Annotated in this window: 19 protein-coding genes; 13 read left to right on the top strand and 6 right to left on the bottom strand. The window is 71.1% G+C overall.

Annotated elements, in window-relative coordinates:
* The first annotated feature begins 209 nt into the window (after window positions 1–209).
* The 13 genes from CU254_RS19695 (at window position 210) to CU254_RS19755 (ending at window position 11,810) form a co-directional block, all read left to right on the top strand.
* Window positions 210–1,070 (top strand): TetR/AcrR family transcriptional regulator, encoded by an 861-nt coding sequence (locus CU254_RS19695; protein ID WP_009078704.1) that lies wholly within the window; start codon window positions 210–212, stop codon window positions 1,068–1,070.
* A complete protein-coding gene (locus CU254_RS19700) occupies window positions 1,070–1,963 on the top strand; it encodes a 3-keto-5-aminohexanoate cleavage protein (protein WP_009078706.1) in 894 nt (297 codons plus the stop codon). The genes CU254_RS19695 and CU254_RS19700 overlap by 1 nt, the downstream gene beginning before the upstream one ends.
* Window positions 1,956–2,897, top strand: a complete 942-nt coding sequence (locus CU254_RS19705) for a 3-hydroxyacyl-CoA dehydrogenase NAD-binding domain-containing protein (RefSeq protein ID WP_009078707.1) — start codon at window positions 1,956–1,958, stop codon at window positions 2,895–2,897. The genes CU254_RS19700 and CU254_RS19705 overlap by 8 nt, the downstream gene beginning before the upstream one ends.
* Window positions 2,890–3,315, top strand: a complete 426-nt coding sequence (locus tag CU254_RS19710) for a thioesterase family protein (protein WP_009078709.1) — start codon at window positions 2,890–2,892, stop codon at window positions 3,313–3,315. Before CU254_RS19705 ends, CU254_RS19710 begins: the two co-directional genes overlap by 8 nt.
* A gap of 75 nt (window positions 3,316–3,390) precedes the next feature.
* Window positions 3,391–4,983, top strand: a complete 1,593-nt coding sequence (locus tag CU254_RS19715) for an ABC transporter substrate-binding protein (RefSeq protein WP_009078711.1) — start codon at window positions 3,391–3,393, stop codon at window positions 4,981–4,983.
* On the top strand, window positions 4,980–5,936 hold the full coding sequence (locus CU254_RS19720) for an ABC transporter permease (protein ID WP_009078713.1): 957 nt from the start codon (window positions 4,980–4,982) through the stop codon (window positions 5,934–5,936). Before CU254_RS19715 ends, CU254_RS19720 begins: the two co-directional genes overlap by 4 nt.
* The gene (locus tag CU254_RS19725) at window positions 5,933–6,829 is read left to right on the top strand and encodes an ABC transporter permease (RefSeq protein WP_009078714.1); all 897 of its coding nucleotides are present in this window, start codon (window positions 5,933–5,935) and stop codon (window positions 6,827–6,829) included. Before CU254_RS19720 ends, CU254_RS19725 begins: the two co-directional genes overlap by 4 nt.
* A complete protein-coding gene (locus CU254_RS19730; RefSeq protein WP_009078715.1) occupies window positions 6,826–8,391 on the top strand; it encodes an ABC transporter ATP-binding protein in 1,566 nt (521 codons plus the stop codon). Before CU254_RS19725 ends, CU254_RS19730 begins: the two co-directional genes overlap by 4 nt.
* A gap of 8 nt (window positions 8,392–8,399) precedes the next feature.
* Complete coding sequence (locus tag CU254_RS19735; protein WP_009078717.1) at window positions 8,400–9,500, top strand: serine hydrolase domain-containing protein; 1,101 nt, start codon at window positions 8,400–8,402, stop codon at window positions 9,498–9,500.
* Window positions 9,501–9,514: 14 nt separating this feature from the next.
* Window positions 9,515–10,420, top strand: a complete 906-nt coding sequence (locus CU254_RS19740; RefSeq protein WP_009078719.1) for a cobalamin-binding protein — start codon at window positions 9,515–9,517, stop codon at window positions 10,418–10,420.
* Between the two features lie 89 nt (window positions 10,421–10,509).
* Window positions 10,510–11,100 (top strand): hypothetical protein, encoded by a 591-nt coding sequence (locus tag CU254_RS19745; RefSeq protein WP_009078721.1) that lies wholly within the window; start codon window positions 10,510–10,512, stop codon window positions 11,098–11,100.
* Window positions 11,097–11,300, top strand: a complete 204-nt coding sequence (locus CU254_RS19750; protein WP_009078722.1) for a DUF6186 family protein — start codon at window positions 11,097–11,099, stop codon at window positions 11,298–11,300. The genes CU254_RS19745 and CU254_RS19750 overlap by 4 nt, the downstream gene beginning before the upstream one ends.
* 36 nt (window positions 11,301–11,336) lie before the next feature.
* Window positions 11,337–11,810, top strand: coding sequence for an SRPBCC family protein (locus tag CU254_RS19755; RefSeq protein ID WP_009078724.1), 474 nt, complete (start codon window positions 11,337–11,339; stop codon window positions 11,808–11,810).
* Here CU254_RS19755 and CU254_RS19760 read toward each other — a convergent pair.
* From CU254_RS19760 to CU254_RS19785, 6 genes are all read right to left on the bottom strand, one after another.
* Complete coding sequence (locus CU254_RS19760; protein ID WP_009078726.1) at window positions 11,807–12,583, bottom strand: SDR family oxidoreductase; 777 nt, start codon at window positions 12,581–12,583, stop codon at window positions 11,807–11,809. The two genes, CU254_RS19755 and CU254_RS19760, sit on opposite strands and share 4 nt — an antisense overlap.
* 94 nt (window positions 12,584–12,677) lie before the next feature.
* Complete coding sequence (locus tag CU254_RS19765; protein WP_199785936.1) at window positions 12,678–13,028, bottom strand: hypothetical protein; 351 nt, start codon at window positions 13,026–13,028, stop codon at window positions 12,678–12,680.
* 77 nt (window positions 13,029–13,105) lie between these two features.
* Complete coding sequence (gene ligD, locus CU254_RS19770; RefSeq protein ID WP_009078729.1) at window positions 13,106–14,047, bottom strand: non-homologous end-joining DNA ligase; 942 nt, start codon at window positions 14,045–14,047, stop codon at window positions 13,106–13,108.
* A 33-nt stretch (window positions 14,048–14,080) separates the two neighbouring features.
* Window positions 14,081–15,649, bottom strand: coding sequence for a hypothetical protein (locus tag CU254_RS19775; RefSeq protein ID WP_037717532.1), 1,569 nt, complete (start codon window positions 15,647–15,649; stop codon window positions 14,081–14,083).
* Window positions 15,650–15,785: 136 nt separating this feature from the next.
* On the bottom strand, window positions 15,786–17,825 hold the full coding sequence (locus CU254_RS19780) for an MDR family MFS transporter (RefSeq protein ID WP_009078734.1): 2,040 nt from the start codon (window positions 17,823–17,825) through the stop codon (window positions 15,786–15,788).
* A 197-nt stretch (window positions 17,826–18,022) separates the two neighbouring features.
* Window positions 18,023–21,001: an arabinosyltransferase domain-containing protein gene (locus CU254_RS19785; RefSeq protein ID WP_009078737.1), complete on the bottom strand. Its 2,979-nt coding sequence runs from the start codon at window positions 20,999–21,001 to the stop codon at window positions 18,023–18,025.
* Window positions 21,002–21,337: the final 336 nt, after the last annotated feature.

The raw sequence follows: 21,337 nt of genomic DNA on the forward strand, positions 1-21,337 counted from the left end.
ACGAAGCCGCCCGTCAGCACAATGAAAATTCGGGGTGCCCCACGCAACCCAGGGAAGCGCGAGGTCGCCCGCCAGGGCGACGAGCCGACTGATCAACCAGTCAACCCAAGATCGCAACTCCCTGCCACACAACGACTCTGGGACACCGTTACCCACCCACCGCCCGCAACTATTGCGATTTTCGCAACCCGCAACTACCGTCTCCGCCCATGGACGAATCGGAACAGCTGCGAGAACGGGTCCGCCAGCTGATCCGCTCCATGCCCGTCCCCCAACGCGAATTCGCCGCCGCCATCGGCCTGGACCAAACCAAACTCTCCAAAGCCCTCAACGGCGCCCGCCGCTTCTCCCCGCACGAGCTGGTCCGCGTAGCCGAATACTCCGGCGTCACGGTGAACTGGCTGCTCAACGGCAGCGATGACGCCAAAACCGTCACCGCCGTCCCGGCCCCCGCGGCCGGCACGGCAAGCGATCCCGACGACCTCGCCCACTCCGAACCACGAAGGCGGATCCTCGAAACCGCCTGGCAGCTCATCGCCGAACGCGGCTACCACCGGGTCCGCATCGCCGACATCGCGCAAGCGTGCGGCACCAGCACCGCGGCCATCCACTACCATTTCCCCACCAAAACCGAAGTCCTCGACGAAGCGTTGCGGCGCAACGTGAAGCTCGCCTTCGACCGGCAGGTCGCCGAGCTGCACGCGGTGCCCGGCGCGCACGACCGGCTGCTCAAGCTCGTCGAACTGCAGCTGCCGACCGAGGGCCTGCTGCGCGCCGAATGGTCGGTGTGGCTGCAGGTCTGGAACGAGGTCGCGCTCGACCCGCGGCTGCGTTCGCTCTACACCGACTCCTACGACCGCTGGTACCAGACCATCCTCATGACCATCCGCACCGGCCAGGAGCAGGGCGTGTTCCGCCTGGCCGACCCCGAGGCCGCCACCGCCCAGCTCACCGCGCTGATCGACGGCCTCGGCATCCAGGTGCTGACCGGGCGCCCCGGCAGCACGGTGGGCGCGATGCGCGCGCACCTGCACGACTTCATCGACCGCTCGATCGTCCAAGGAGCCTGATGAACCACGAGGTCATCGTCACCTGCGCGCTCACCGGCGCGGGGGACACCACCCGCCGGAGCCCGCACGTCCCGGTCAGCCCGGCGCAGATCGCCGAGAGCGCCGTCGAGGCCGCCAACGCCGGCGCGGCCGTGGTGCACATCCACGTGCGCGAACCCGAAACCGGCGCGCCGTCGCGGGAGGTGGCCCTGTACCGCGAGGCGGTGCGGCTGGTCAAGGAGTCCGGGGTGGACGTCGTCGTCAACCTCACCGCGGGCATGGGCGGCGACCTCGTCATCGACGCCGAGGACCCGCTCAAGCCGGTCGACGGCACCGACCTGGTCAACGCGCACGACCGGCTCCCGCACGTCGAAGAACTGCTGCCGGACATCTGCACGCTCGACTGCGGTTCGCTGAACTTCGGCGAGGGCAACCAGCTCTATGTGTCCACTCCGGACATGCTGCGCACCGGCGCGAAGCGCATCCAGGAGCTGGGCGTGAAGCCGGAGCTGGAGATCTTCGACACCGGCAACCTCTGGTTCGCCACGAAGATGGTCGAGGAAGGCCTGATCGACCCTCCGCCGCTGTTCCAGCTCTGCATGGGCATCCCGTACGGCGCCCCGCCGGACCCCGGGCTGCTGCAGGCGATGGTGCACCTCCTGCCGGAAGGCGCGCAGTGGGCGTCGTTCGCCATCGGCCGCGACCAGATGCCGTGGGTCGCGCAGTCGGTGCTGCTGGGCGGGCACGTCCGGGTCGGGCTGGAGGACAACCTCTACCTGGCGCGCGGGGTCAAGGCCACCAACGGCCAGCTCGTCGAACGCGCGGTCGACATCGTGCAGAAGCTCGGCGCGGACATCGCCACCCCGGACCGGGCGCGCGAAATCCTGGGCCTGAAGGAGCGCGTGCATGCCTGAGACCACTGTGGACACTGTCGCGTGCGTCGGAGCCGGGGTCATCGGCGGCGGCTGGGTCGCGCATTTCCTCGCCCAGGGCTTCGACGTCCGGGCCTGGGACCCCGCCCCGGATGCCGCGGAGAAGCTCGAAAGGCTCGTCAACGCGGCCTGGCCCGCCCTCACCGAACTGGGCCTGAAGCCGGGCGCGAGCCGCGACCGCCTCACTGTCACCGCGACGCTCGCGGAGGCCGTCGACGGCGCGGGCTTCGTGCAGGAAAGCGCGCCGGAAGACTTGGCGCTCAAGCAAAAACTGCTCGCCGACATCGACGCCGTCACCGCGCCGGACGTCGTGATCGCCTCGTCCACCTCGGGCTACGGCATGACCGAAATGCAGGTCGCCGCGAAGACGCCGGAACGGCTCGTGGTCGGGCATCCGTTCAACCCGCCGTACCTGATCCCGCTGGTCGAGGTCGCGGGCGGGAAGCTCAGCGCGCCGTGGGCGGTCGAGCGGGCCGCCGCGTTCTACCGGCGCGTCGGCAAGTCCGTGATCACGATGGACCGCGAGGTCCCCGGGTTTATCGCGAACCGGCTGCAGGAAGCGCTGTGGCGCGAAGCCCTGCACATGGTCGCGAACGGCGAGGCGACGGTCGAGCAGATCGACCTCGCGATCACCGACGGCCCGGGGCTGCGCTGGCCGATCCAAGGCCCGATGCTGACCTTCCACCTGGCCGGCGGCGAGGGCGGCATGGCGCACATGCTCGACCACTTCGGACCGTCGCTGAAATCGCCGTGGACTCGGCTCGAAGCCCCGGAGCTCACCAAGGAACTCCGCGACGCCGTGGTCGCCGGATGCGACGACGAGGCGGACGGGCGGACCATCGCCGACCTCATCGCCGAACGCGACCGGGCGGTCATCGCGATCCAGCGCGCGGTCGGGCAGGCCCGCCGTGGCTGAGTACCGCGACCGGGTCCGTCCGGAGTGGATCGACTACAACGGCCATCTCTCCGAGCCCTACTACGTGCTCGTCTTCGGCGACGCGACCACCGCCCTGATGGACATCGTCGGCCTCGGCCCCGGCTACCGCGAGAGAACCGGGGCGTCGCTGTACACGGTGGAGGCTCACGTCCGGTACCTGCGCGAGGTCGGCGCGGACGCCGAACTCGAGGTGACCACCTCCGTGCTGTCAGTCGGCGCGAAAAAGGTGCGGCTGTGTCACGAAATGCGGGTCGGCGGCGAGCTCGTCGCGACCGAAGAGTTGTTGTGCCTGCACGTTTCCGGGGGCCGCGCGACGCCGTTCCCCGCCGAAATCGCCGCCGCGCTCGACACGCGTCTCGCCCCGGTCCCGGACTACGCGGGACGTGCCATCGCCTGATCCCCTCCCCTCCCCCTCGTGAGCGGCGCTCCCGGTTCGCGCCGGGACCGCCGTTCACCCGCTCGAAAGTCACCCATGGAAGCCCGATGTAAACCGACCCACGTATCCCGCCGCCGATTCCTCACGACCGCGCTCGCCGGCGCCGCGCTCGCCGGTGCCGCTCCCCTGCTGGCCGCCTGCGGCTCCACCGTCGCCGCGGCCGTGCCCTCCGGGCCGCCCAAACGAGGCGGCACCCTCCGCGTCGGAGTCACCGGCGGAGGCGCGTCGGACACGCTCGACCCGCACGTCCCCGCCACGAACCCGGACATCGCCCGGGTGCTCAACCTCTACGAACCGCTGCTGCTGCGCGATCACGACTACCGGCTCCAGATGCTGGTGGCCGAATCTCTGAGGTCCTCGCCGGACGCGCGCACCTGGACCGCCGTGCTGCGGCCGGGCGTCAAATTCCACGACGGCCGCCCGGTGACCCCGGCCGACGTCGTCGCGACCTTCCGCCGGATCACCGACCCGAAGAACCCGAAGAGCGGCGCGGCCGGGCTGACCATGCTCGGCGAGGTCGTCGCGACCGGCGACCGGACCGTCGAATTCCGGCTCGCCTCCCCGAATTCCGGCTTCGACGACCTGCTCGGGCAGTACAGCCTCGGCATCGTCCCGCACGATTTCGACGTCAAGCGGCCGATCGGCACCGGACCGTTCAAAGCCGAAACGTTCACCGCCGGGCTGCAGAGCACCTTCGTCCGCAACGAGCACTACTGGCGTCCGGGCGAGCCGTACCTGGACCGGTTGTCGCTCATCAACTTCGCCGACGACGACGCCCGGATCAACGCCCTGCTTTCGTCCCAAGTGGACGCGATCGACCAGGTCCCGGTCGCGCTCGTGGACGTGCTCCGCAGCGATCCGCGCATCCGGGTGCTGCGGTCGGAAACCGGGACCTGGCTGCCGTTCACCATGCGGGTCGACCGGCCGCCGTTCGACGACGTCCGGGTGCGGCAGGCCCTGCGCCTGGTGGTCGACCGCGAGCAGATGATCAACCAGGTGCTCAGCGGCCAGGGCCGGGTCGGCAATGACCTCTACGCGCCCTTCGACCCGGCGTACAACCGGCAATTGCCGCAGCGGAAGCAGAACATCGCCGAAGCCAAACGGCTGCTCGCCGAAGCGGGCAAGCCGAATCTCGACATCGAACTGGTCACCGCGCCGATCCAGGCCGGCGCGGTCGAGGCCGCGCAGGTGTTCCAGCAGCAGGCCAAGGCGGCCGGCGTGAACGTGCGGATCCGGAAGCTCGACACCACCACGTTCTACGGCGAGAACTACCTGTCCTGGGATTTCGCGCAGGACTTCTGGTACACGCGCAACTACCTGCCGCAGGTCGCCGCCGGAGCGCTGCCGAAAGCGCCGTACAACGAAACCCATTGGAACGACCCGGAATTCACCGATCTCGTCACGCGGGCGAGCGCCACAGTGGACCCGAAAGCGCGCACGGAGCTGCTGCACCGGGCGCAGCAGATCGAGTACGAACGAGGCGGGCTGATCGTCTGGGGGTTCGTCGACCAGGTCGACGCCTACCAGTCCTATGTGGCCGGATTCGTCCCGGACCGGACCGGGATCTCGCTGTCGGGCTACCAGTTCCGGCAGGTCTGGCTCGGCACGGCGGAAGGAGGCGCGGCATGACCCGGCTGATCCTCAAACGGCTGCTCGTGAGCCTCGTGGTGCTGTGGCTGGTCACGCTGCTGGTGTTCGTCGCGACGCTGCTGCTGCCGGGCGACCCGGCCCGGGCCATCCTCGGCCAGCAGGCGACTCCGGAGCGGATCGCCGCGCTGCAGCACCAGCTGCACCTCGACGAACCGGTCTGGCAGCGCTACCTCTCGTGGCTGGGCGGCCTGTTCACCGGCGACCTCGGCACCTCGACCTCGACCCAGGGCCCGGTCACGACGCTGCTGGCGGACCGGGTGTCGGCCTCGCTCGTGCTGCTCGTGCTCGCCGCGGTGATCGCCACCCCGCTCGGGCTCGCGCTCGGCACGTGGACCGCGATGCGCCGCGGCCGCGCCAGCGACCAGGTCGTCTCCGGCGTCAGTCTGGTAATCGCCGCGCTGCCGGAGTTCGTGATCGGCGTGGCGCTCATCGTCCTCTTCGCGACGACGGTGTTCCGCGTCCTGCCGTCGGTCACACTCACGCCGCCGGGCGAGGCGGTCTGGGCGCAACCGAGCCAGCTCGTCCTGCCGGTGCTCACGCTCGTGCTCGTCGTGACGCCGTACATCACGCGGATGATGCGCGCGACGATGAGCGAAGTCCTCGACTCCGGATACGTGGAAATGGCTCGGCTCAAGGGCATGCGCGAGCGGACGATCCTGCTGCGGCACGCCTTGCCGCACGCGGTCGGCCCGGTCGCGCAGGTCGTCGCGATCCAGCTCGCGTGGCTGGCCGGCGGCGTCGTGGTGGTCGAATTCCTGTTCCGTTACCCGGGCATCGGCCAGTCGCTCATCGACGCGGTCGGCAAACGCGACGTCGCCGTCGTCCAGGCGGTGACGCTGCTGATCGCCGCGGTCTACATCGTGGTGAACCTGCTGGCCGACGTGATCGGCATTCTCGCCGATCCCAAGCTCCGGACGGAGGCAGTGCGATGACCGCGGTCGAAGAGGAACAGGTGGTGCCCGCCGTCCCGGAGACGCCGCCGCGCGCGGCCGGGCTGATCCGCACCGCCTGGGCGTTCCCGCAGGCCAAGGTCGGCGCCGTACTGGCCGGAGTCGTGATTCTCGTGGCGCTGCTCGGCCCGTGGCTCGGGCCGGTGCTCACCGGGCACACCACGACGGACTTCGCCGGAAAGCCGTTCAAACCGGACGGGCTGATGGGCACCGACGGGCTCGGCCGCGACGTCCTCACGCGGTTCTTGGCGGGCGGCACCACGCTGCTGCTGTACGCGGTGCTCGCCACCGCGCTCGGCATCGTGCTCGGCGCGCTGCTCGGCATGATCGCCGGGTACGGCGGCGGCTGGCTCGACGGTCTGCTGATGCGCGGCAACGACGTCCTGCTGTCGTTCCCGCAGCTGGTCATCGCGTTGCTGGCGATCGCGGTGATCGGCCCGAAGGGCTGGCTGCTGGTGCTCGTCATCGGGCTGACGCACGCGCCGCGGACCGCGCGGGTCGCCCGGCAGGCCACGATATCGGTGCGCAACCACGACTACATCCGCGCCGCCGAGATGTACGCCGTGCCGCGCAGCCGGATCCTGCTGCGCGAGATCCTGCCGAACATCACCGGTCCGCTGATGGTGGAACTGGGGCTGCGGCTGACCTATTCGATCGGCTACATCGCCTCGCTGTCGTTCCTCGGGCTCGGCATCCAGCCGCCGGCGGCGGACTGGGGCCTGATGATCAACGAGAACCGGATCGCGCTCGTCGTGCAGCCGTGGGGCGTGCTGCTCCCGGTGGCGGCGATCGCGGTGCTGGCCGTCGGCACGAACCTCGTGGCCGATTCGCTCGCCTCGGCCGCGGCCGGGCGGACCCGGGAGGTGCGCGCATGACTGCTGCGCTGGAGGTGACCGGGCTGGCCGTGCGCACGACGGCGGGCCGTCCGGTGCTGCATTCGGTGTCCTACGAGATCGCGCCCGGCGAAGTGCTCGCGCTCGTCGGCGAATCCGGTTCCGGCAAGACGACCGCCGGATTGGCCGCGCTCGGCCATTTCCGGCGGGGGCTCGTGTCCGGAGGCGGCCAGGTGCTGCTGCACCCGCGCGACGGCGAACCGGTCGACGTCCTGACGCTCGACGACGCCGCGCGCCGCCAGCTTCGGGGAAGCGCGGTCGCGTACATCCCGCAGGACCCGGCGCTGTCGCTCAACCCCGCGTTGCGGATCGGTCGGCAGATCGCTGAGGTGCTGGAAACGCACGGCTACTCCGGATCGGTCGACGAGCGGGTGGCCGAGGTCCTCGCCGAAGTGGGCTTGCCGTCCAACGAGGCATACCAGCGGCGATACCCGCATCAGCTGTCCGGCGGGCAGCAGCAGCGGGTCGGGATCGCGATGGCTTTCGCTTGCCGCCCGAGCGTCGTGGTGCTGGACGAGCCGACCACCGGCCTCGACGTGAAAACCCAGGCACTGGTGCTGGAAACGGTGCGGCAGCTGACGTCCGAGCACGGCGTCGCGGCGCTCTACATCACGCACGACCTCGCCGTGGTGGCTCAGCTCGCGGACCGGGTCGCCGTGATGTACCAGGGAGATCTGGTCGAATGCGGCGAGGCTGACGAGGTGCTGCGGCGGCCGAAGCACGCGTACACGAAGCGACTCCTCGCTGCGGTGCCCGACCTCGGCGCGGAGCCCGCCGCAGCTCCCCCGCCGGACGACGCGGTGCTGGCTGCGCGCGACATCAAGGTGTCCTACGGGCAGCAGAAAGTGTTGCGCGGCATCGATCTGGCCGTGACGCGCGGGGAAAGCGTGATGCTGCTCGGCGAGTCCGGTTCCGGGAAAACGACGCTGTCGCAGTGCATCGCGGGCCTGAACCGCAGTTTCACCGGCACCGTCGCGCTCGAAGGCACCCCGCTCGCTCCAGCGGCCCGGCAGCGCAGCACCGACGAGCTGCGCCGAATCCAGTACGTCTTCCAGAGCCCGTTCTCGTCGCTGAACCCACGCAAAACGATCGCGCAGTCGATCGAGGTTCCGTTGGTGCGCTTGACTTCCCTCTCCCGCGCCGAGCGGCGCAAGCGCGTCGCCGAGACCCTGGACCGGGTCCGCCTGCGCCAAGACCTCGCGAACCGATTGCCGGACCAGCTCAGCGGCGGCGAACGGCAACGAGCCGCGATCGCCCGCGCACTCGTCACCACTCCGGATGTCCTGGTGTGCGACGAGGTCACCTCCGCCCTGGACGTCTCCGTGCAGGCCACCATCGTGGAACTGCTCGGCGAACTGCGCCGGGAACTCGGCATGGCGATGCTGTTCGTGACGCACAACATCGCACTCGCCCCGGAGGTGGCGGACCGGATCGCGGTCCTGCGCGGCGGCGAGATCGTCGAGGAAGGCACCGTCGAGGCGGTGCTGAACTCCCCGTCGCACGAGTACACCAGCGAACTTCTCGCTACGACACCGAGGCTGTGAGGAGCCGGATGACTGTCCACGGTGCGGTAACGCCCGGTTACGAGAGCGTGCGGGACGCGTTCGGTGACATCGTTGCGGCGACCACCGGCGGGGCCGCGTTCAGCGTGTTCCGCGACGGCGCCCCGGTAGTGGAACTGTGGGGCGGTTCGGCAGCGGACGGCGTGCCGTGGACCGAGGACACCCGTGCCGTCTTGTTCAGCGGAACCAAGGGCGTGGTCGCGACCGTGCTGGCGATGCTGACCGCGCAGGGAAAACTCGACCCGGCCGAACGCGTCGCCCGCTACTGGCCGGAGTTCGCCGCCGCGGGCAAGGAGGACGTGCCGGTCTCGCAGGTCCTCTCGCACACCGTCGGCCTGCCCTACGTCGAGCCGGACCTGCCGATGCTGGACAACGCGGCGAACGCCACGGCCCTCGCCGTCCAACGTCCATTGTGGACTCCCGGGACGAAGGTCGCGTACCACGCGCTCACCTACGGCTACCTCGCCACCGAACTGGCCCGGCGCGTGACCGGAGCGGACCTGGGCGCCCTGATCCGGGATCTGCTCGCCGAGCCGCACGGCCTCGACCTGCGGCTCGGCACCCCGCCGACCGTCCCGGTCGCGTTCCTGCGGCGCGCGCCCGGATACCGGATCAGCACGTTCCTCCAGGACGAGGAACGCCGCCGGATCGTCGAACGGATGTACCGCGGCCTGCTCGATTCGGGCGACTCGATGAACTCGCCCGAGTACCGCGGCGCAACGCTGGCCGCGGGCGGCGCCGTCGGCACCGCGACCGCGATGGCCCGCCTCTACGACCTGCTGCGCGCAGGCAAACTCGTGCCGGACGACGTCCTCGCCCAGGCGACCCGCACGTGGTCCGAAGGCATCGACGCGATCAACGACCGCCCGCTGCGCTTCGGCCTGGGCTTCGAGCTGGCGGATCCGATCGGCACCTACGGCCCCGCCGAAGCCGACCCCGCCGCCTTCGGCCACTCCGGCGCCGGCGGCGGCCGCCACGGCGCGTGGCCGAGCCGGGGTCTGTCGTTCTCCTTCGTGACGAACGAACTCCAGGCCGAGGACGTCGACCATCGAGCGTCGTCGCTGCTGCAGGCGCTGCACGAGGCAGCCTGACCTACCGTGGGGAGATGCGGATCGTCTCCCTGCTGCCCGCCGCCACCGACCTCGTCGCCATCCTCGGCAAGGCGAGCGACCTCGTCGGCCGCACCCACGAATGCGACTGGCCGGACGAAATCGCGTCGGTGCCGGTCGTGACGGCCGCGGACCTCGACTCCGACATCCTGACCAGCCGCGAAATCTCCACTGCCGTCGGCTCGTCCCACCAGGGTTCGTCGCTCTATTCAGTCGACGTCGGCCAGCTGGCGGCCCTCGCGCCCGACCTGGTGCTCACGCAAGACCTGTGCGAGGTCTGCGCGGTGTCCTACACCCGCGTCGCGGCGGCGGTGCGGATGCTCGACGCCGGACCTCGGGTGCTCAGCCTGGAACCGCGCACCCTGGACGAGGTCCTCGACTGCCTGGTCACCCTCGGCGACGTCCTGGAAGTCCCGGACTTCGCCGCCGCCCGAGTCGCCGAACTCCGGTCCCGGCTCGCCGCGGTCCGCCGCCGAGTCGCCGGCCTCCCCCGGCCGCGAGTGGTCGCGCTGGAATGGCTCGACCCGCTTTGGCCAGCCGGACACTGGGTGCCCGAACAGATCTCCGCCGCGGGCGGCACCCCGCTGCTGGCGGAACCGGGCGAACACACGAAACCGATGACGTGGGACGCCGTGGCCGCAGCGCGCCCGGACATCCTGCTCGTCCTCCCGTGCGGTTTCTCCCCGGACCGGACGGAAAGGGAACTCGACGTCCTCACCTCGCTGCCCGGCTGGGCCGACCTGCCCGCGGTGCGCAACGACCGGGTCTGGCTCCTAGACGGCCCGTCGTACTTCAACCGCCCCGGCCCCCGCGTCGTGCGCGGGACGGAAATCCTCGCGACGGTGCTGCACGGCGTCCCCGCCGAACCTCCCGTCCGCTCCGCGGAAGCCCGAAGGGGCTGACCGAGCGAAAAGATCGCCCGTCCGGGAAGCCAATCGCCCCCTTTCGTGTTGTCCTCCAAGCAGGACGAGTACGGAATGGGGTGCGTCGCATGGCAACACCCGAACGGCACGCGACGGACTTCCCGGCGTCCCGACCGGCCGTCGACCTCCCGATCGCCGCGCTCCTCATCGCCTCCCTCGCCCACTGGATCCGCGGCGCCCCCGCCGACGGCGTGATCTTCTTCGCCGCCGCCGTCCTGCTGCTCTTCACCGAACGCCACCCCGCTCCCGCGGACGACCTCCTCCCCGCCGCCCGCCTGCCCGGCACCTCCCTGATCGCCGCCGTCGCCCTCGTAGCGCTGGTGTTCGGCCGCCAAACCGTGCCGATGTTCTTGACTGTCACCGCGATCGGCGTCGGCGCGCTGGTCGTGGAATGGCGGGACCCCTCGCTCCCGGCGCACCCGGCCCCGCGGCGCGGCTGGCTCTGGGTCGCGCTGGCGATCTCCTGGTGCCTCTGGGAACTCGTCTCCTTCGTCTACGAACAAGCCGCGGGCGGGCTCTCGCTGACGCATCCGACGATGAGCGACCTCGTCGACCCGATGCTCGACAACCGCGTCGTGCAGGCTCTCGCGCTCGGCGTCTGGGTCGCCGCCGGGCTCGCGATGCTCCGCGCGGCCGCCGACGCGAGGAGAACAGCGTGAGCAGCAGGCTGATCACCGAAATCGGCTTCGGCGCGATCGTGGCCGCCGCGCTCCTGCTGTGGCTGGGCAGCCACCTGTTCCCGAAGAAGATCCCGCCGCTGACCAGCGTGCTTTCCGCGCTGATGCGCAAACGGTCGACCCGGATCGCGCTCGTGCTGGCCTGGTGGTGGGTCGGCTGGCACTTCTTCGTCCAGAGCTGACGCGGATCATCGATTATTTCTGCTATGGTCGATGATATGAACGAACGTCTCGAAGTTTCCCGCTTCATCCCCGCCCCGGCCGGCGCCGTCTTCGCGGTGCTTTCCGACCCGCAGGGCCACGTCGACATCGACGCCTCCGGAATGCTCATGGACGCCGAGGGCGAGCCGGTCACCCAGGCCGGCGACCGGTTCACGGTCCACATGGACCGGGAAGCGCTCGGCGACCGGCCGCTGGGCAAGTACGACGTCGAGGTCGTCATCACGAAACTGGTCCCGGACGAGGAAATCGCCTGGACCGTCGAAGGCAGCTTCCGCCCGCCGGTCCGCCACGTCTACGGCTACCGGCTGGAGCCCGCCGAGGGCGGCACCCGCGTCACGTCCTACTACGACTGGTCCGAACTCAGCGACGAGTGGAAGGCGCGGCTGACCTTCCCGGTCGTCCCCGAGTCCGCCCTCAAGGCCACCCTCGGCATCCTGGAGCGCACCGTCCGCCGCCGGGCCTCCGTCTAGCGGTAGCGCAGCGCGGTCGGCTTGCCCTGCTCCGCCAGATACTGCTCGAAGGTGACCACGCCGTCGGCGTGCTCCGGCGCCAGGTTCGCGCCCGCCGCGTAACCCCGGGCGATCTTCCCCGGCGCCGGCACCGAAACGAGCCGTTTGTCCTTCCCGGACGCGGCGAGCAGGGCCCGCGCGAGATCCGCGGTCGTCCGTACTTCCGGCCCGCCGAAGTCCGGGACCCGGCCCTGCGGTTCGCCCTGCGCCAGCTCGACGAGCCGCGCCGCGACATCGCGCACGTCGACCGGCTGGAACCGGAACTTCGGCACCGGCACCACCGGCAGCCGAGCGGCGCCGGCGAGGATCGTCCGCACCAGCGAGTGGAACTGCGTCGCCCGCAGGATCGTGTGCGGCATCCCGGAATCCGCGATCAGCTCCTCGGCGGCCAGTTTCGCCCGGTAGTACCCGAGCGGGATCCGGTCCGCTCCGACGATCGAGACGTACACCAGATGCGGCGTCTGCCCGCTCCACCGCGCGGCCTCGACGAGCGTGCGGACCGTCTCGACCTCGCGCCGGTAGTCCGTCGCGCAGTGGAGCACAGTGCCCACACCGGCGACCGCGACGTCGATGCCCCGTCCCGTGCGCAGGTCACCGGCCGTCCACTGGACACCCTCGCCGGACCGCCGCCGCCGGCTCAGCGCCCGCACCGGAGCTTCCGCGGCCCGGAGCCGTTCCACGACGACCCGGCCCAGTTGTCCGCTTCCGCCGGTGACGAGGATCTGCTCCGCCACGTGGTCCTCCCGCTGCCGCACCGCCCGGGCTCAGCCGGCTTCCGCCCGCCATCCTGGCATGCCTCGCGCGGCGCGGGGCGAAACTTCCAACGGGTCAGAACTTCGAACGCCACCGCACCGTGGGCTCGTTCGCGGCGTCCCGGCGCGGCGTGTCTTTCCGCAGCAGCACCGACAGCCGTCCGTACGCGGTGATCAGTTCCGAATTCGCCTCGTTGCCCCGGCCCACCCGGGCGTGCTCGAACCCCTGCCGCAACGCGGCCAGCGCGGCCGGTTCCGCGGTCGCGAGCAGGCCGGCGGCCTCGGACACGGTCTCCTCGAGACCGTCGAGCATCGCCTTGGTTTCCGGCCGTCCGGGCGCGACGGTCAGCACCGGCGACAGCACGCGCAGCTGCTGATGCAGCCGGTAGAGCACGGCAAGCGGATCGTTCTGACCGGCACTGTCCATCGTGCTCTCCTCCGCTCCGTCCCCGGGGAGACGAACGGAAGGTTCCCCCATGACGCCAGGCGCCCGATTGACTTCGCTCAGGAGTCCTCTGCCTCCAACCCGTCCCGGTCGGCCCACTCCAGCAGCGGCTCGAGCGAGTAAGCCACGTCGTCGATGCCCGCGTGCAGGTCGCCGAGTTCGGCGAACCGCGCGGGGACCGTCGCGATCGTGCAGTCGTGCGGGTCGACGTCGTCGACCTCGTCCCAGCGGATCGGCGTGGACACCAGCGCCTCGGGCACGCCGCGCACCGAATAGGCGCTCGCGATCGTGTGGTCGCGGGCGTTCTGGTTGTAGTCCACGAAGAGCTTCTTCGGGTCGCGGTCCTTGCGCCACCAGGTCGTGGTCACCTCGTCCGGGGCCCGCCGCTCGACCTCGCGCGCGAACGCCAGCGCGGCCCGGCGGACGTCGGCGAACCCCCAGCGCGGTTCGATCCGGACGTAGATGTGCATCCCGCTCCCGCCGGACGTCTTCGGCCAGCCGCGGATGCCCAGCTCGGCGAGGATTTCCTCGGCCACGCGCGCGACCCGGCGGACCGTGCCGAACCCGCATTCCGGCATCGGGTCGAGGTCGATCCGCCATTCGTCCGGCCGTTCGGTGTCCGCCCGGCGCGAGTTCCACGGGTGGAACTCCACAGTGGACATCTGCACCGCCCACGCGACGTGCGCCAGCTCGGTCACGCACAGCTCGTCGGCATGCCGGTGATAGCGCGGGAACTGCACCCGCACTGTCTCCAGCCACGGCGGCGCGCCGTTCGGCACCCGCTTCTGGTGCACCTTCTCGCCGGTCACCCCGGACGGGAACCGGTGCAGCATGCACGGCCGTTCCCGCAGCGCGCGCACGATCCCGTCGCCCACCGCGAGGTAGTAGCGGACGAGATCGAGCTTCGTCTCGCCGCGCGCCGGGAAGTAGACCCGGTCCGGGTTGGACACCCGGACCGTCCGGTCCCCCACCTCGAGCTCGACGGCCTCGCCCTTAGCCATGGCACCGACCGTATCCGGAAACCGCCCGGCGCGTCAGCGGTCGAACGGCACGAGGGTGAAATGCCCGACGCCCTTGGCTGCGGAGTAGACCGTCCACTGGTCCGGACCATGGCCCGGGCCCTTGTCGTACAGCAGCCGGTAGTCCGGCTTGCGCAGCGGCAGGCGCTTGAACCAGTGGTAGTTGATCCGCAGGATCGTCTTGCTGAAGAAGCCGTCCTCGGCGAGCCGCTTGTTCACGATCATGGTGACCTGGCTGCGGTCGGAGAAGACGTCGAGGATCTGGCAGTCGCAGTAGTACGCCAGGGTGCCGATCTCGCCCGGCCCGGCCACCGACTTGCCCTGCAGCCGCGCGCCGAGTTCCCGGCCGACGCGGGCGTAGTCGGTCGAGCTGGCCCAGTTGCCGAAGATGACCGGCGACGGCCACGGCACGCCCTGCGCGAGGTCCACGCCCACGTTGGCGAGCGCGACCGCGCCGCCGAGGCCGAGCGCGACGAGCGGCGGGACGCGGTTCAGCTTCGGCCGCTTCCGCGTCTCGGCGTGCCAGACGCCGATCATCAGGACCGCGAACGACGCCGTGCTGACGATCGGGGTCACGTAATACCAGTGGTACGGGCCGACGCCGAGGGTCGAGTAGACGATGTAGTAGACGACGCCGCCCGCGCCGAGCCCGACGACCGGGGCCAGCCGCGGGAAGTCGTCCCAGCGGCGGGCGAAGCGCAGCGCGAGCCAGCCCAGCAGCACGGTCACGCCGACCAGCGCCGAGGCGAACGCGACCATCACGGTGAACGGCAGGTACAGGAAGTACATCATCGGGCCGCTGAAATAGCCCCAGGCGCCGAAGAGGCCTTCCTGGTCCTGCTTGATCACCAGCGTGTCGGGGATGAACGAGCCGAGCGCGAACCAGCTCGTGAGGAACCACGGCGCGGACACGACGACCGCCGTCGCGACCGCGGTCCAGAACTTCTTCCGGATCGCGGCCGTGGAGAAGGCGATGACGAGGACGAACACGACGAGGTCGAGCCGGGTCAGCACGGTCAGCGCGGCGACCGCGCCGAACAGCACCGGCCGCTTCTCCAGCGCGGCCACGACGAGCCACAGCAGGACGGCCGGGACCAGCAGCACCTCGAGGCCGGTGGCCGACAGCAGGAACGGGTTGGCGATGACCAGCAGCAGGCCGAGCACGCCGACCCACGGCGAAAGGCCGAAGCGGCGGGTCAGCCGCGCCCACGCCCAGCCGATCGCGGCGCTGTTCAGCACGGTCAGCGCGCCGAGCGCCAGCACCGGGTGCGCGGAGCCGCTGATCCGCGTGACGAAGGTCAGGAACCCGAGCAGCAGGACGTCGAGCGGCGAGGTGGCCGAGTTCGCGACCGAGCCGGGGACGAGCGCCCATTCTCCGTGCAGCGCGAGGTTCTTCGCGTAGGACAGGGTGATGTACCCGTCGTCGGTGAGGCTCCCGCGCACGAGCAGGAACGAGAGCAGGCCGAGCACCGCGGCGGCCAGCGGCAGCCAGGCCGCGAGGCGGGACCGGACGGGAACGCGGGACGGGCTGGCGGAGCCGTTCGCGTCGTCCGAAGTCGTGAGCACAGATTCATCCACCGACATGATCCCGGAACAGTAGAGGGTGTCCGACACGCAGATGCTAACGGGCTGTCCGAAGGGCCGGCGGGTCCGCACCCGCCGGGGCGGCGGTACCGGTTTCGCAACGGTTGCCCGCCGCGCGCCGGTATTTCCCCCGGTTTCACGCGAGCGCGTGCCGTCCGCCGGCGCGGTCCGCGCCCTGGTCGAGGATCCGGGTCGCCACGCGCGTGATCGCGGCGTCCAGTTCGGACCGGTCCCCGCCGCCCCAGTCGCCGAGGCGTTCGGCGATCCAGTCGTGCCACGCGCGGACGAGCTTGTCCCATTCGCGCGTCCCGGCTTCGGTGAGCGACCAGCTGTCGCGCGCGTAGGCCAGGTGCCCGGTCAGTTCCAGCCGCGCGAACGCAGGTTCGAGCACCTGCGCCGGGACGCCGTGGTCCTCCCCGATCGCTTCGAGGGTCGCGGCCCGCCCGGCGCGCTGCCGGAGCCGGACCTGCAGAACGCACCACAGGCCGCCGACGTCCAGTTCCGAACCGGCGCGCGCGACGATCGCGGGCGCGGCCTTGCGGCGTTCCCGGAACAGCAGCGTCGCGATGGCTCGTTCGAGCTCCCGGTCGTGCTCGTGCGCTTCGGGCATCGCGAATCCGTCGCCGAGGTCCGGCGCGGCGGCGCGGGCGGTGTCGCGCAACGGCATTTCCTTGAGGAAGAACGCGAGCACGAAGGCGACCAGCCCGACCGGCGCGGCATAGAGGAACACGACGTGCAGCGAATCCGCGTACGCGCCGATCACCGGTTCCGAAACCGTCGCGGGCAAATGGTGCAGGGCCTGCGGAACCTGGACGGCCTTCGGGTCGACGCCCGGCGGCAGCGGATGTTCGGCGAGCGCCTTCGCCAGATTCGGGCCGAGCTGATTCGCATAGACCGTGCCGAAAATGGCCGCGCCGAACGAACTGCCGATCGAACGCAGGAAGGTCACGCCGGACGTCGCGACGCCGAGGTCCTTGTAGTCCACGGTGTTCTGCACCGCGATGGTCAGCACCTGCATGCCGAGCCCGATCCCGAGGCCGAGCACCGCCATGTAGAGCGCGGATTCCCAGAACCCGGTGTGCGCGCCGAGCCGCGACAGCAGATACAGCCCGACCGTCATCACCGCGGAGCCGGCGAGGGGGTAGATCTTGTACTTCCCGGTGCGGCTGACCAGCGTGCCGGACAGGATCGAGGCGACCAGCAGCGCGAGCACCATCGGCAGCAGCCGCACGCCGGACGTCGTCGCCGAAACGCCCTGGACGTACTGCATGTAGGTGGGCAGATAGGACAGCGCGCCGAGCATCGCGAAGCCGACGACGAAACTCATGATCCCGGCGACGGTGAAGACCGGGTTCCGGAACAGCCGCATCGGCAGCATCGGCTCCGGCGCGCGCAGTTCGACCGCGACGAACGCGCCCAGCAGCACCACCGAGCCCGCGGCCATGCCGAGGATGACCGGCGAACCCCACGCGTACGTGGTGCCGCCCCAGCTCGTGACGAGCGTCAGCCCGGTCGCGGCGAGGCCGATCAGCAGGATGCCGAGGTAGTCGATCACCGGTTTGACCGCCGCGCGCACGCTCGGCATCGCCGACGCGGCGACCGCGAGCACCACCACGGCGAGCGGGATGTTGACATAGAACGCCCAGCGCCAGGACAGGTGGTCGACGAACAGCCCGCCCAGCATCGGCCCGGCCACGGTGACGACGCCGAAAACGGAACCGAGCGCGCCCTGGTACTTGCCGCGTTCGCGCAGCGGGACGACGTCGGCGATCAGCGCGGTCGAGGTGACCATCAGCCCGCCGCCGCCGAGGCCCTGCACCGCGCGCCAGATGATCAGCCAGGTCATGCTGTCGGCGAAGCCGCAGAAGAACGAGCCGGCGCCGAACACGAGCACCGACAGCTGGAACATCAGCTTGCGGCCGAACAGGTCGCCGAGCTTGCCGACGACGACCGTCATGATCGTCTCGGCCAGCAGGTACGCGGTGACCACCCAGGACAGGTGCCCGGCTCCGCCGAGGTCGCCGACGATGGTGGGCAGCGCGGTCCCGACGATCGTCTGGTCGAGCGCGGCGAGCAGCATGCCGAGCAGCACCGCGCCGAACACCGCGTGGATCCTGCGCCGGGACAGCGCCGCCGGCGCCGGTTCCTCCCGGATGCCCTCCGCCGTGGCCGTCATCGGCTCCTCCTCGCGCGCCCGTGCCGGGCCGCTCCCGGCGCGTCCACGTAAGCACCTCGGTCCACTGTGGAATAGCCGCCCGGCCGCAGCGTCGCCCGTTCCGGTGACCGCCGCGGGCCGATTTCCGGAAGCCGCCCGGGTCCCGCTTGACTCACCCGGTGCTTCCCCGATGATCCGGCGCGCGCTTCAGGTCTTGCCTACCCGCCGCCTCGGGCCCCGTCGAGCACGGCCGTCTGTTTCGCCAGCCCGGACGTCGGCCGGGTGCCGTGTTCGACGGTCAGTCCCCGCATCGCGACCGGGTAGTCGAACCGGTACACCGCGACCGGCTCGCGCAGTTTGTCGCCGCGCAGGTACGTCGGGACTTCGGTGACCTTCGCGTCGGCGAACAACGGCACGTACGGCCCGCCCGCGTCCGCGGAGTAGGCAACGCTGGCCAGCGACTGCGCGTCCGGACCGGGGGCGAACCGGTAGCGGACCGGCTGCACGACGCCGTCCGCCAGCGACGCCGGAGTCCGGCACGGCACGACGAACGCATTGGTCCAGTCCAACGTGACCGGCTCGCTCGGGGGGATCTCCTTCGTCAGCGGCGCCAGTCGCGGAATCCGGGGCGCGGTGACCGCGACCCAGCCGGACGGACCGGGGTCCGCGTCCCGCGCGACGACCCGGACCCGTCGCGCCCCCGGCGCCTGCCAGCGGGGATCGAACCGCGCGTCGCTCCACTTCCCGCTGCCGTCCCCGTTGGCCTTCACCGCCGCGAGCACGGTCCCGTCCGCTTTCGCGAACTCCGCCGACACCTGCACTTTCCCTCGCCCGGCAAAGGAAATCACGACCGGAGGCGAATCCTTCGCCGCGACGCCGGCGGGCAGGTCGTACCACCCGGTGACGAGCGTGCCGGTCCCGGACGGCGACCGGTAGGAACTCCACGCCGGGTGCGCCGGATCAGTGCCGTACGGGGTCCGCGGCGCCGAGCCCGGCGGGAACGCGGCGTTCATCGCGAACCCGTCCGCCGCGGCCGGGCCGGACGGCCGGAGCACCCCGGCGCCGATGTCCGGCTCGACGTCCAGCCAGTCCTCGACGCCGCAGGAGCTTCCGGCGCTGCCGGCCCGCGGCGCGAGCCCGAGCGAAGCCAGGTTCGCCCCGCCGACGGAGTAGGTGTCCCACCGCAGTTTCACTGCTTGCGCCTGACCGGCCAGCTCGACCGCCACCGTCGCGGCGGCCACCGCGGCGATCGCCCAGCCGGACCTTGGCAGCCAGCGCGGCGCGCGCCCCGCCTCCGGCCGCCGCTTCGCGCTCAGCCACGACCCGGCGAGCACGCCGGCCAGCGCGACGGCCAACCCGGCCCAAAGGACCAGATCCGCCAGCCGCACGCCCTTCACCGAGGGAACGGAATCGCTCCAGCGGACGTCGTAGCCGGACTGCATCCACCAGCGGTCCGGCGCGGACCAGGCCAGCCACGTCGTCGCCGCGGCCAAGCCCAGCGCCGCCGCCCGTGCCCACGCCGAGGACAGCGCTCCGCGCGCGACGGTGTGCACCAGCATCGCGGTCACCAGCGTGCCGACTCCGGCCAGCGCACCGAAGTGGTGCGTCCACTTGGTCGGCGTGAACGCGAGCACGACGAGACACAGGACGCTGACGACGACCATCCGGCGGGCAGGCCCGGCCGCCAGTCCCGGAGCACGGCGCCGGATCAGCAGCACCGCCGTCAGCGCCATCGCCAGGAACATCAGCAGCACCGGCACCCGGCGGTTCAGCGCACCCTCGACCACCGACGGGTCGAGCAGGGTCGTGTAGCGGGTGAGTTCGCTCTGCCACGGGAGATCCGGGCCGATCTGCTGACGGACGGCGGTCGACTGCAGGACGGCGGTCAGCGGCTGGTCGTAGAACGCCGTCAGCACTGCGCTGCCCGCGGCTCCGGCGACGACCGCGATCGCGCCCAGCACCCGGAGGTCGGCACGCCTGCGCACCAGCCGGACGAGGGGGCGCACTCCGGCGAGGAAGGGTAGGAACGCCGCGACTCCGAGCGGGTTTGTCGTCGCGGTGGCGCCGGCGACCACGAGCCCGACCGCGACCGGAGTCGCCGCACCGGTCGCCACGGCACGCTCGACCAGCGCGAACACCGCCAGCGAGCCGAAGACGATCCACGGCTCCGGCCGCAGCCCGACGTCGAAGGCCAGGTACCACGCCAGGAACAGCGCCGCGGCCGCCCAGCGGGTTCCCCGGCCCGGCCGGTCGACCAGGCGCGGCAGCACCAGCCGATCGATCAGGAACCAGGACGCCAGCCCCAGCAGCACCGAGGGCAGCCGCATCCACACCATGGCCGGCGAGACGCGGCCGAGCAGCGCGTACAGCTCGTAGTACCAGCCCCACGGCGCTTCCGGCGCGTTGAACCAGCGGAAGTAATTGCCGGTGAACCCGCTCGTTTCCCGAGCGCGCAGCATCGTCGAGATGTATCCGTCGTCCACGGTGAGCGCACCGATGACGGACCAGGCTCCGAGCACCCCGGTCACGACGACGTCCGCCGGCCGCGGCGCCCACGCCCGGCGGGGGAACAGCCGGACCCGTCGCGCGGCGCGCCGGTCGCGCCGGACCAGCAGCACGATCATGCCGAGCAGCGCCAGCGACGAGACCACGCCGAGCGCGATCTTCAGCACGCTCGGCGAACTGACCCATCGGGTGTCGGGTTCGACCCGCGCGGCCGCCGTGCCCGGGCGCTCGGTGTACAGGCCGGTCACGGCCGGCCTGCTCGCAGTCCTGGCCGTGCCGACGGCAGTGCCTTGGCCGTCCGAGTGCACGGTCAGCCGGCAGTCGCCGCCGGACGGCCGGCGGAGCAGTTCGGCGCCGCCGAGTTCGGCTCTGACCGTGCCGTCGACCGCCCGGATCTCCAGCCCGCCGCCGAGAGGCTCGGCGCCTTGTTTGCCGCCCGGCGGAGTGGTCGCCAGCAGCAGCCCGTTCGGGTCGGCGCATCGGACGGTCGCGTCCATTCTGGCCGGGCGGTACGGATACGACGGCAGCGCGGTGTCCTGTGCGCCGTCCCAGCGGTAGGTCGTTGTCTCAGTGTTCACCGGCGCCACGGCGAACAGCACCGCGGTCAGTGCGGAAAGGAGCCCGAGGCCGATGACGGGCCAACGATCGCCGGGTCGTCCGCGTGCGACGGCGTCGGAATCTGGAGGCGGCATCGCGCGGAGTTTAGTGTTCCGGAGTTTCCCCGCCGTGAAGCGGCGCCGACGGCGACCACGTTGCCGAACGGGTTTCAGGTTCGAGCACCGGGAGAGTCTTCAGCCCGCTGCGCACCGGACACCGGTTCCGTCGTCCACTGTGGAACGGCCCGCCCGCCTCCGCCCTGGCGAACGTTCCGCGTCCGCCATACCCGGGATACCCCCGGCGGCTGCCCGAAAGTCTCCGCGCGGACCGTCCATCGTGGACGTCCCCGCAGCTCCAGCGCGATTTCCGGAAGTCAAACGGGTCCTGCCGGGTTTGCCCGGTTCCTCCGCGGTGATCTGCGGCACACCTTA

The sequence above is a fragment of the Amycolatopsis sp. AA4 genome, assembly GCF_002796545.1.
In the GTDB taxonomy this organism is placed as follows: Bacteria; Actinomycetota; Actinomycetes; order Mycobacteriales; family Pseudonocardiaceae; genus Amycolatopsis.

Coding starts and splice junctions, on each gene's coding strand:
- CU254_RS19715 (WP_009078711.1), top strand. CDS start 3,391: ATGGAAGCCCGATGTAAACCGACCCACGTATCCCGCCGCCGATTCCTC.
- CU254_RS19785 (WP_009078737.1), bottom strand. CDS start 21,001: ATGCCGCCTCCAGATTCCGACGCCGTCGCACGCGGACGACCCGGCGAT.
- CU254_RS19725 (WP_009078714.1), top strand. CDS start 5,933: ATGACCGCGGTCGAAGAGGAACAGGTGGTGCCCGCCGTCCCGGAGACG.
- CU254_RS19780 (WP_009078734.1), bottom strand. CDS start 17,825: ATGACGGCCACGGCGGAGGGCATCCGGGAGGAACCGGCGCCGGCGGCG.
- CU254_RS19755 (WP_009078724.1), top strand. CDS start 11,337: ATGAACGAACGTCTCGAAGTTTCCCGCTTCATCCCCGCCCCGGCCGGC.
- CU254_RS19775 (WP_037717532.1), bottom strand. CDS start 15,649: ATGTCGGTGGATGAATCTGTGCTCACGACTTCGGACGACGCGAACGGC.
- CU254_RS19765 (WP_199785936.1), bottom strand. CDS start 13,028: ATGGACAGTGCCGGTCAGAACGATCCGCTTGCCGTGCTCTACCGGCTG.
- CU254_RS19745 (WP_009078721.1), top strand. CDS start 10,510: ATGGCAACACCCGAACGGCACGCGACGGACTTCCCGGCGTCCCGACCG.
- CU254_RS19730 (WP_009078715.1), top strand. CDS start 6,826: ATGACTGCTGCGCTGGAGGTGACCGGGCTGGCCGTGCGCACGACGGCG.
- CU254_RS19735 (WP_009078717.1), top strand. CDS start 8,400: ATGACTGTCCACGGTGCGGTAACGCCCGGTTACGAGAGCGTGCGGGAC.
- ligD (WP_009078729.1), bottom strand. CDS start 14,047: ATGGCTAAGGGCGAGGCCGTCGAGCTCGAGGTGGGGGACCGGACGGTC.
- CU254_RS19740 (WP_009078719.1), top strand. CDS start 9,515: ATGCGGATCGTCTCCCTGCTGCCCGCCGCCACCGACCTCGTCGCCATC.
- CU254_RS19700 (WP_009078706.1), top strand. CDS start 1,070: ATGAACCACGAGGTCATCGTCACCTGCGCGCTCACCGGCGCGGGGGAC.
- CU254_RS19720 (WP_009078713.1), top strand. CDS start 4,980: ATGACCCGGCTGATCCTCAAACGGCTGCTCGTGAGCCTCGTGGTGCTG.
- CU254_RS19705 (WP_009078707.1), top strand. CDS start 1,956: ATGCCTGAGACCACTGTGGACACTGTCGCGTGCGTCGGAGCCGGGGTC.
- CU254_RS19695 (WP_009078704.1), top strand. CDS start 210: ATGGACGAATCGGAACAGCTGCGAGAACGGGTCCGCCAGCTGATCCGC.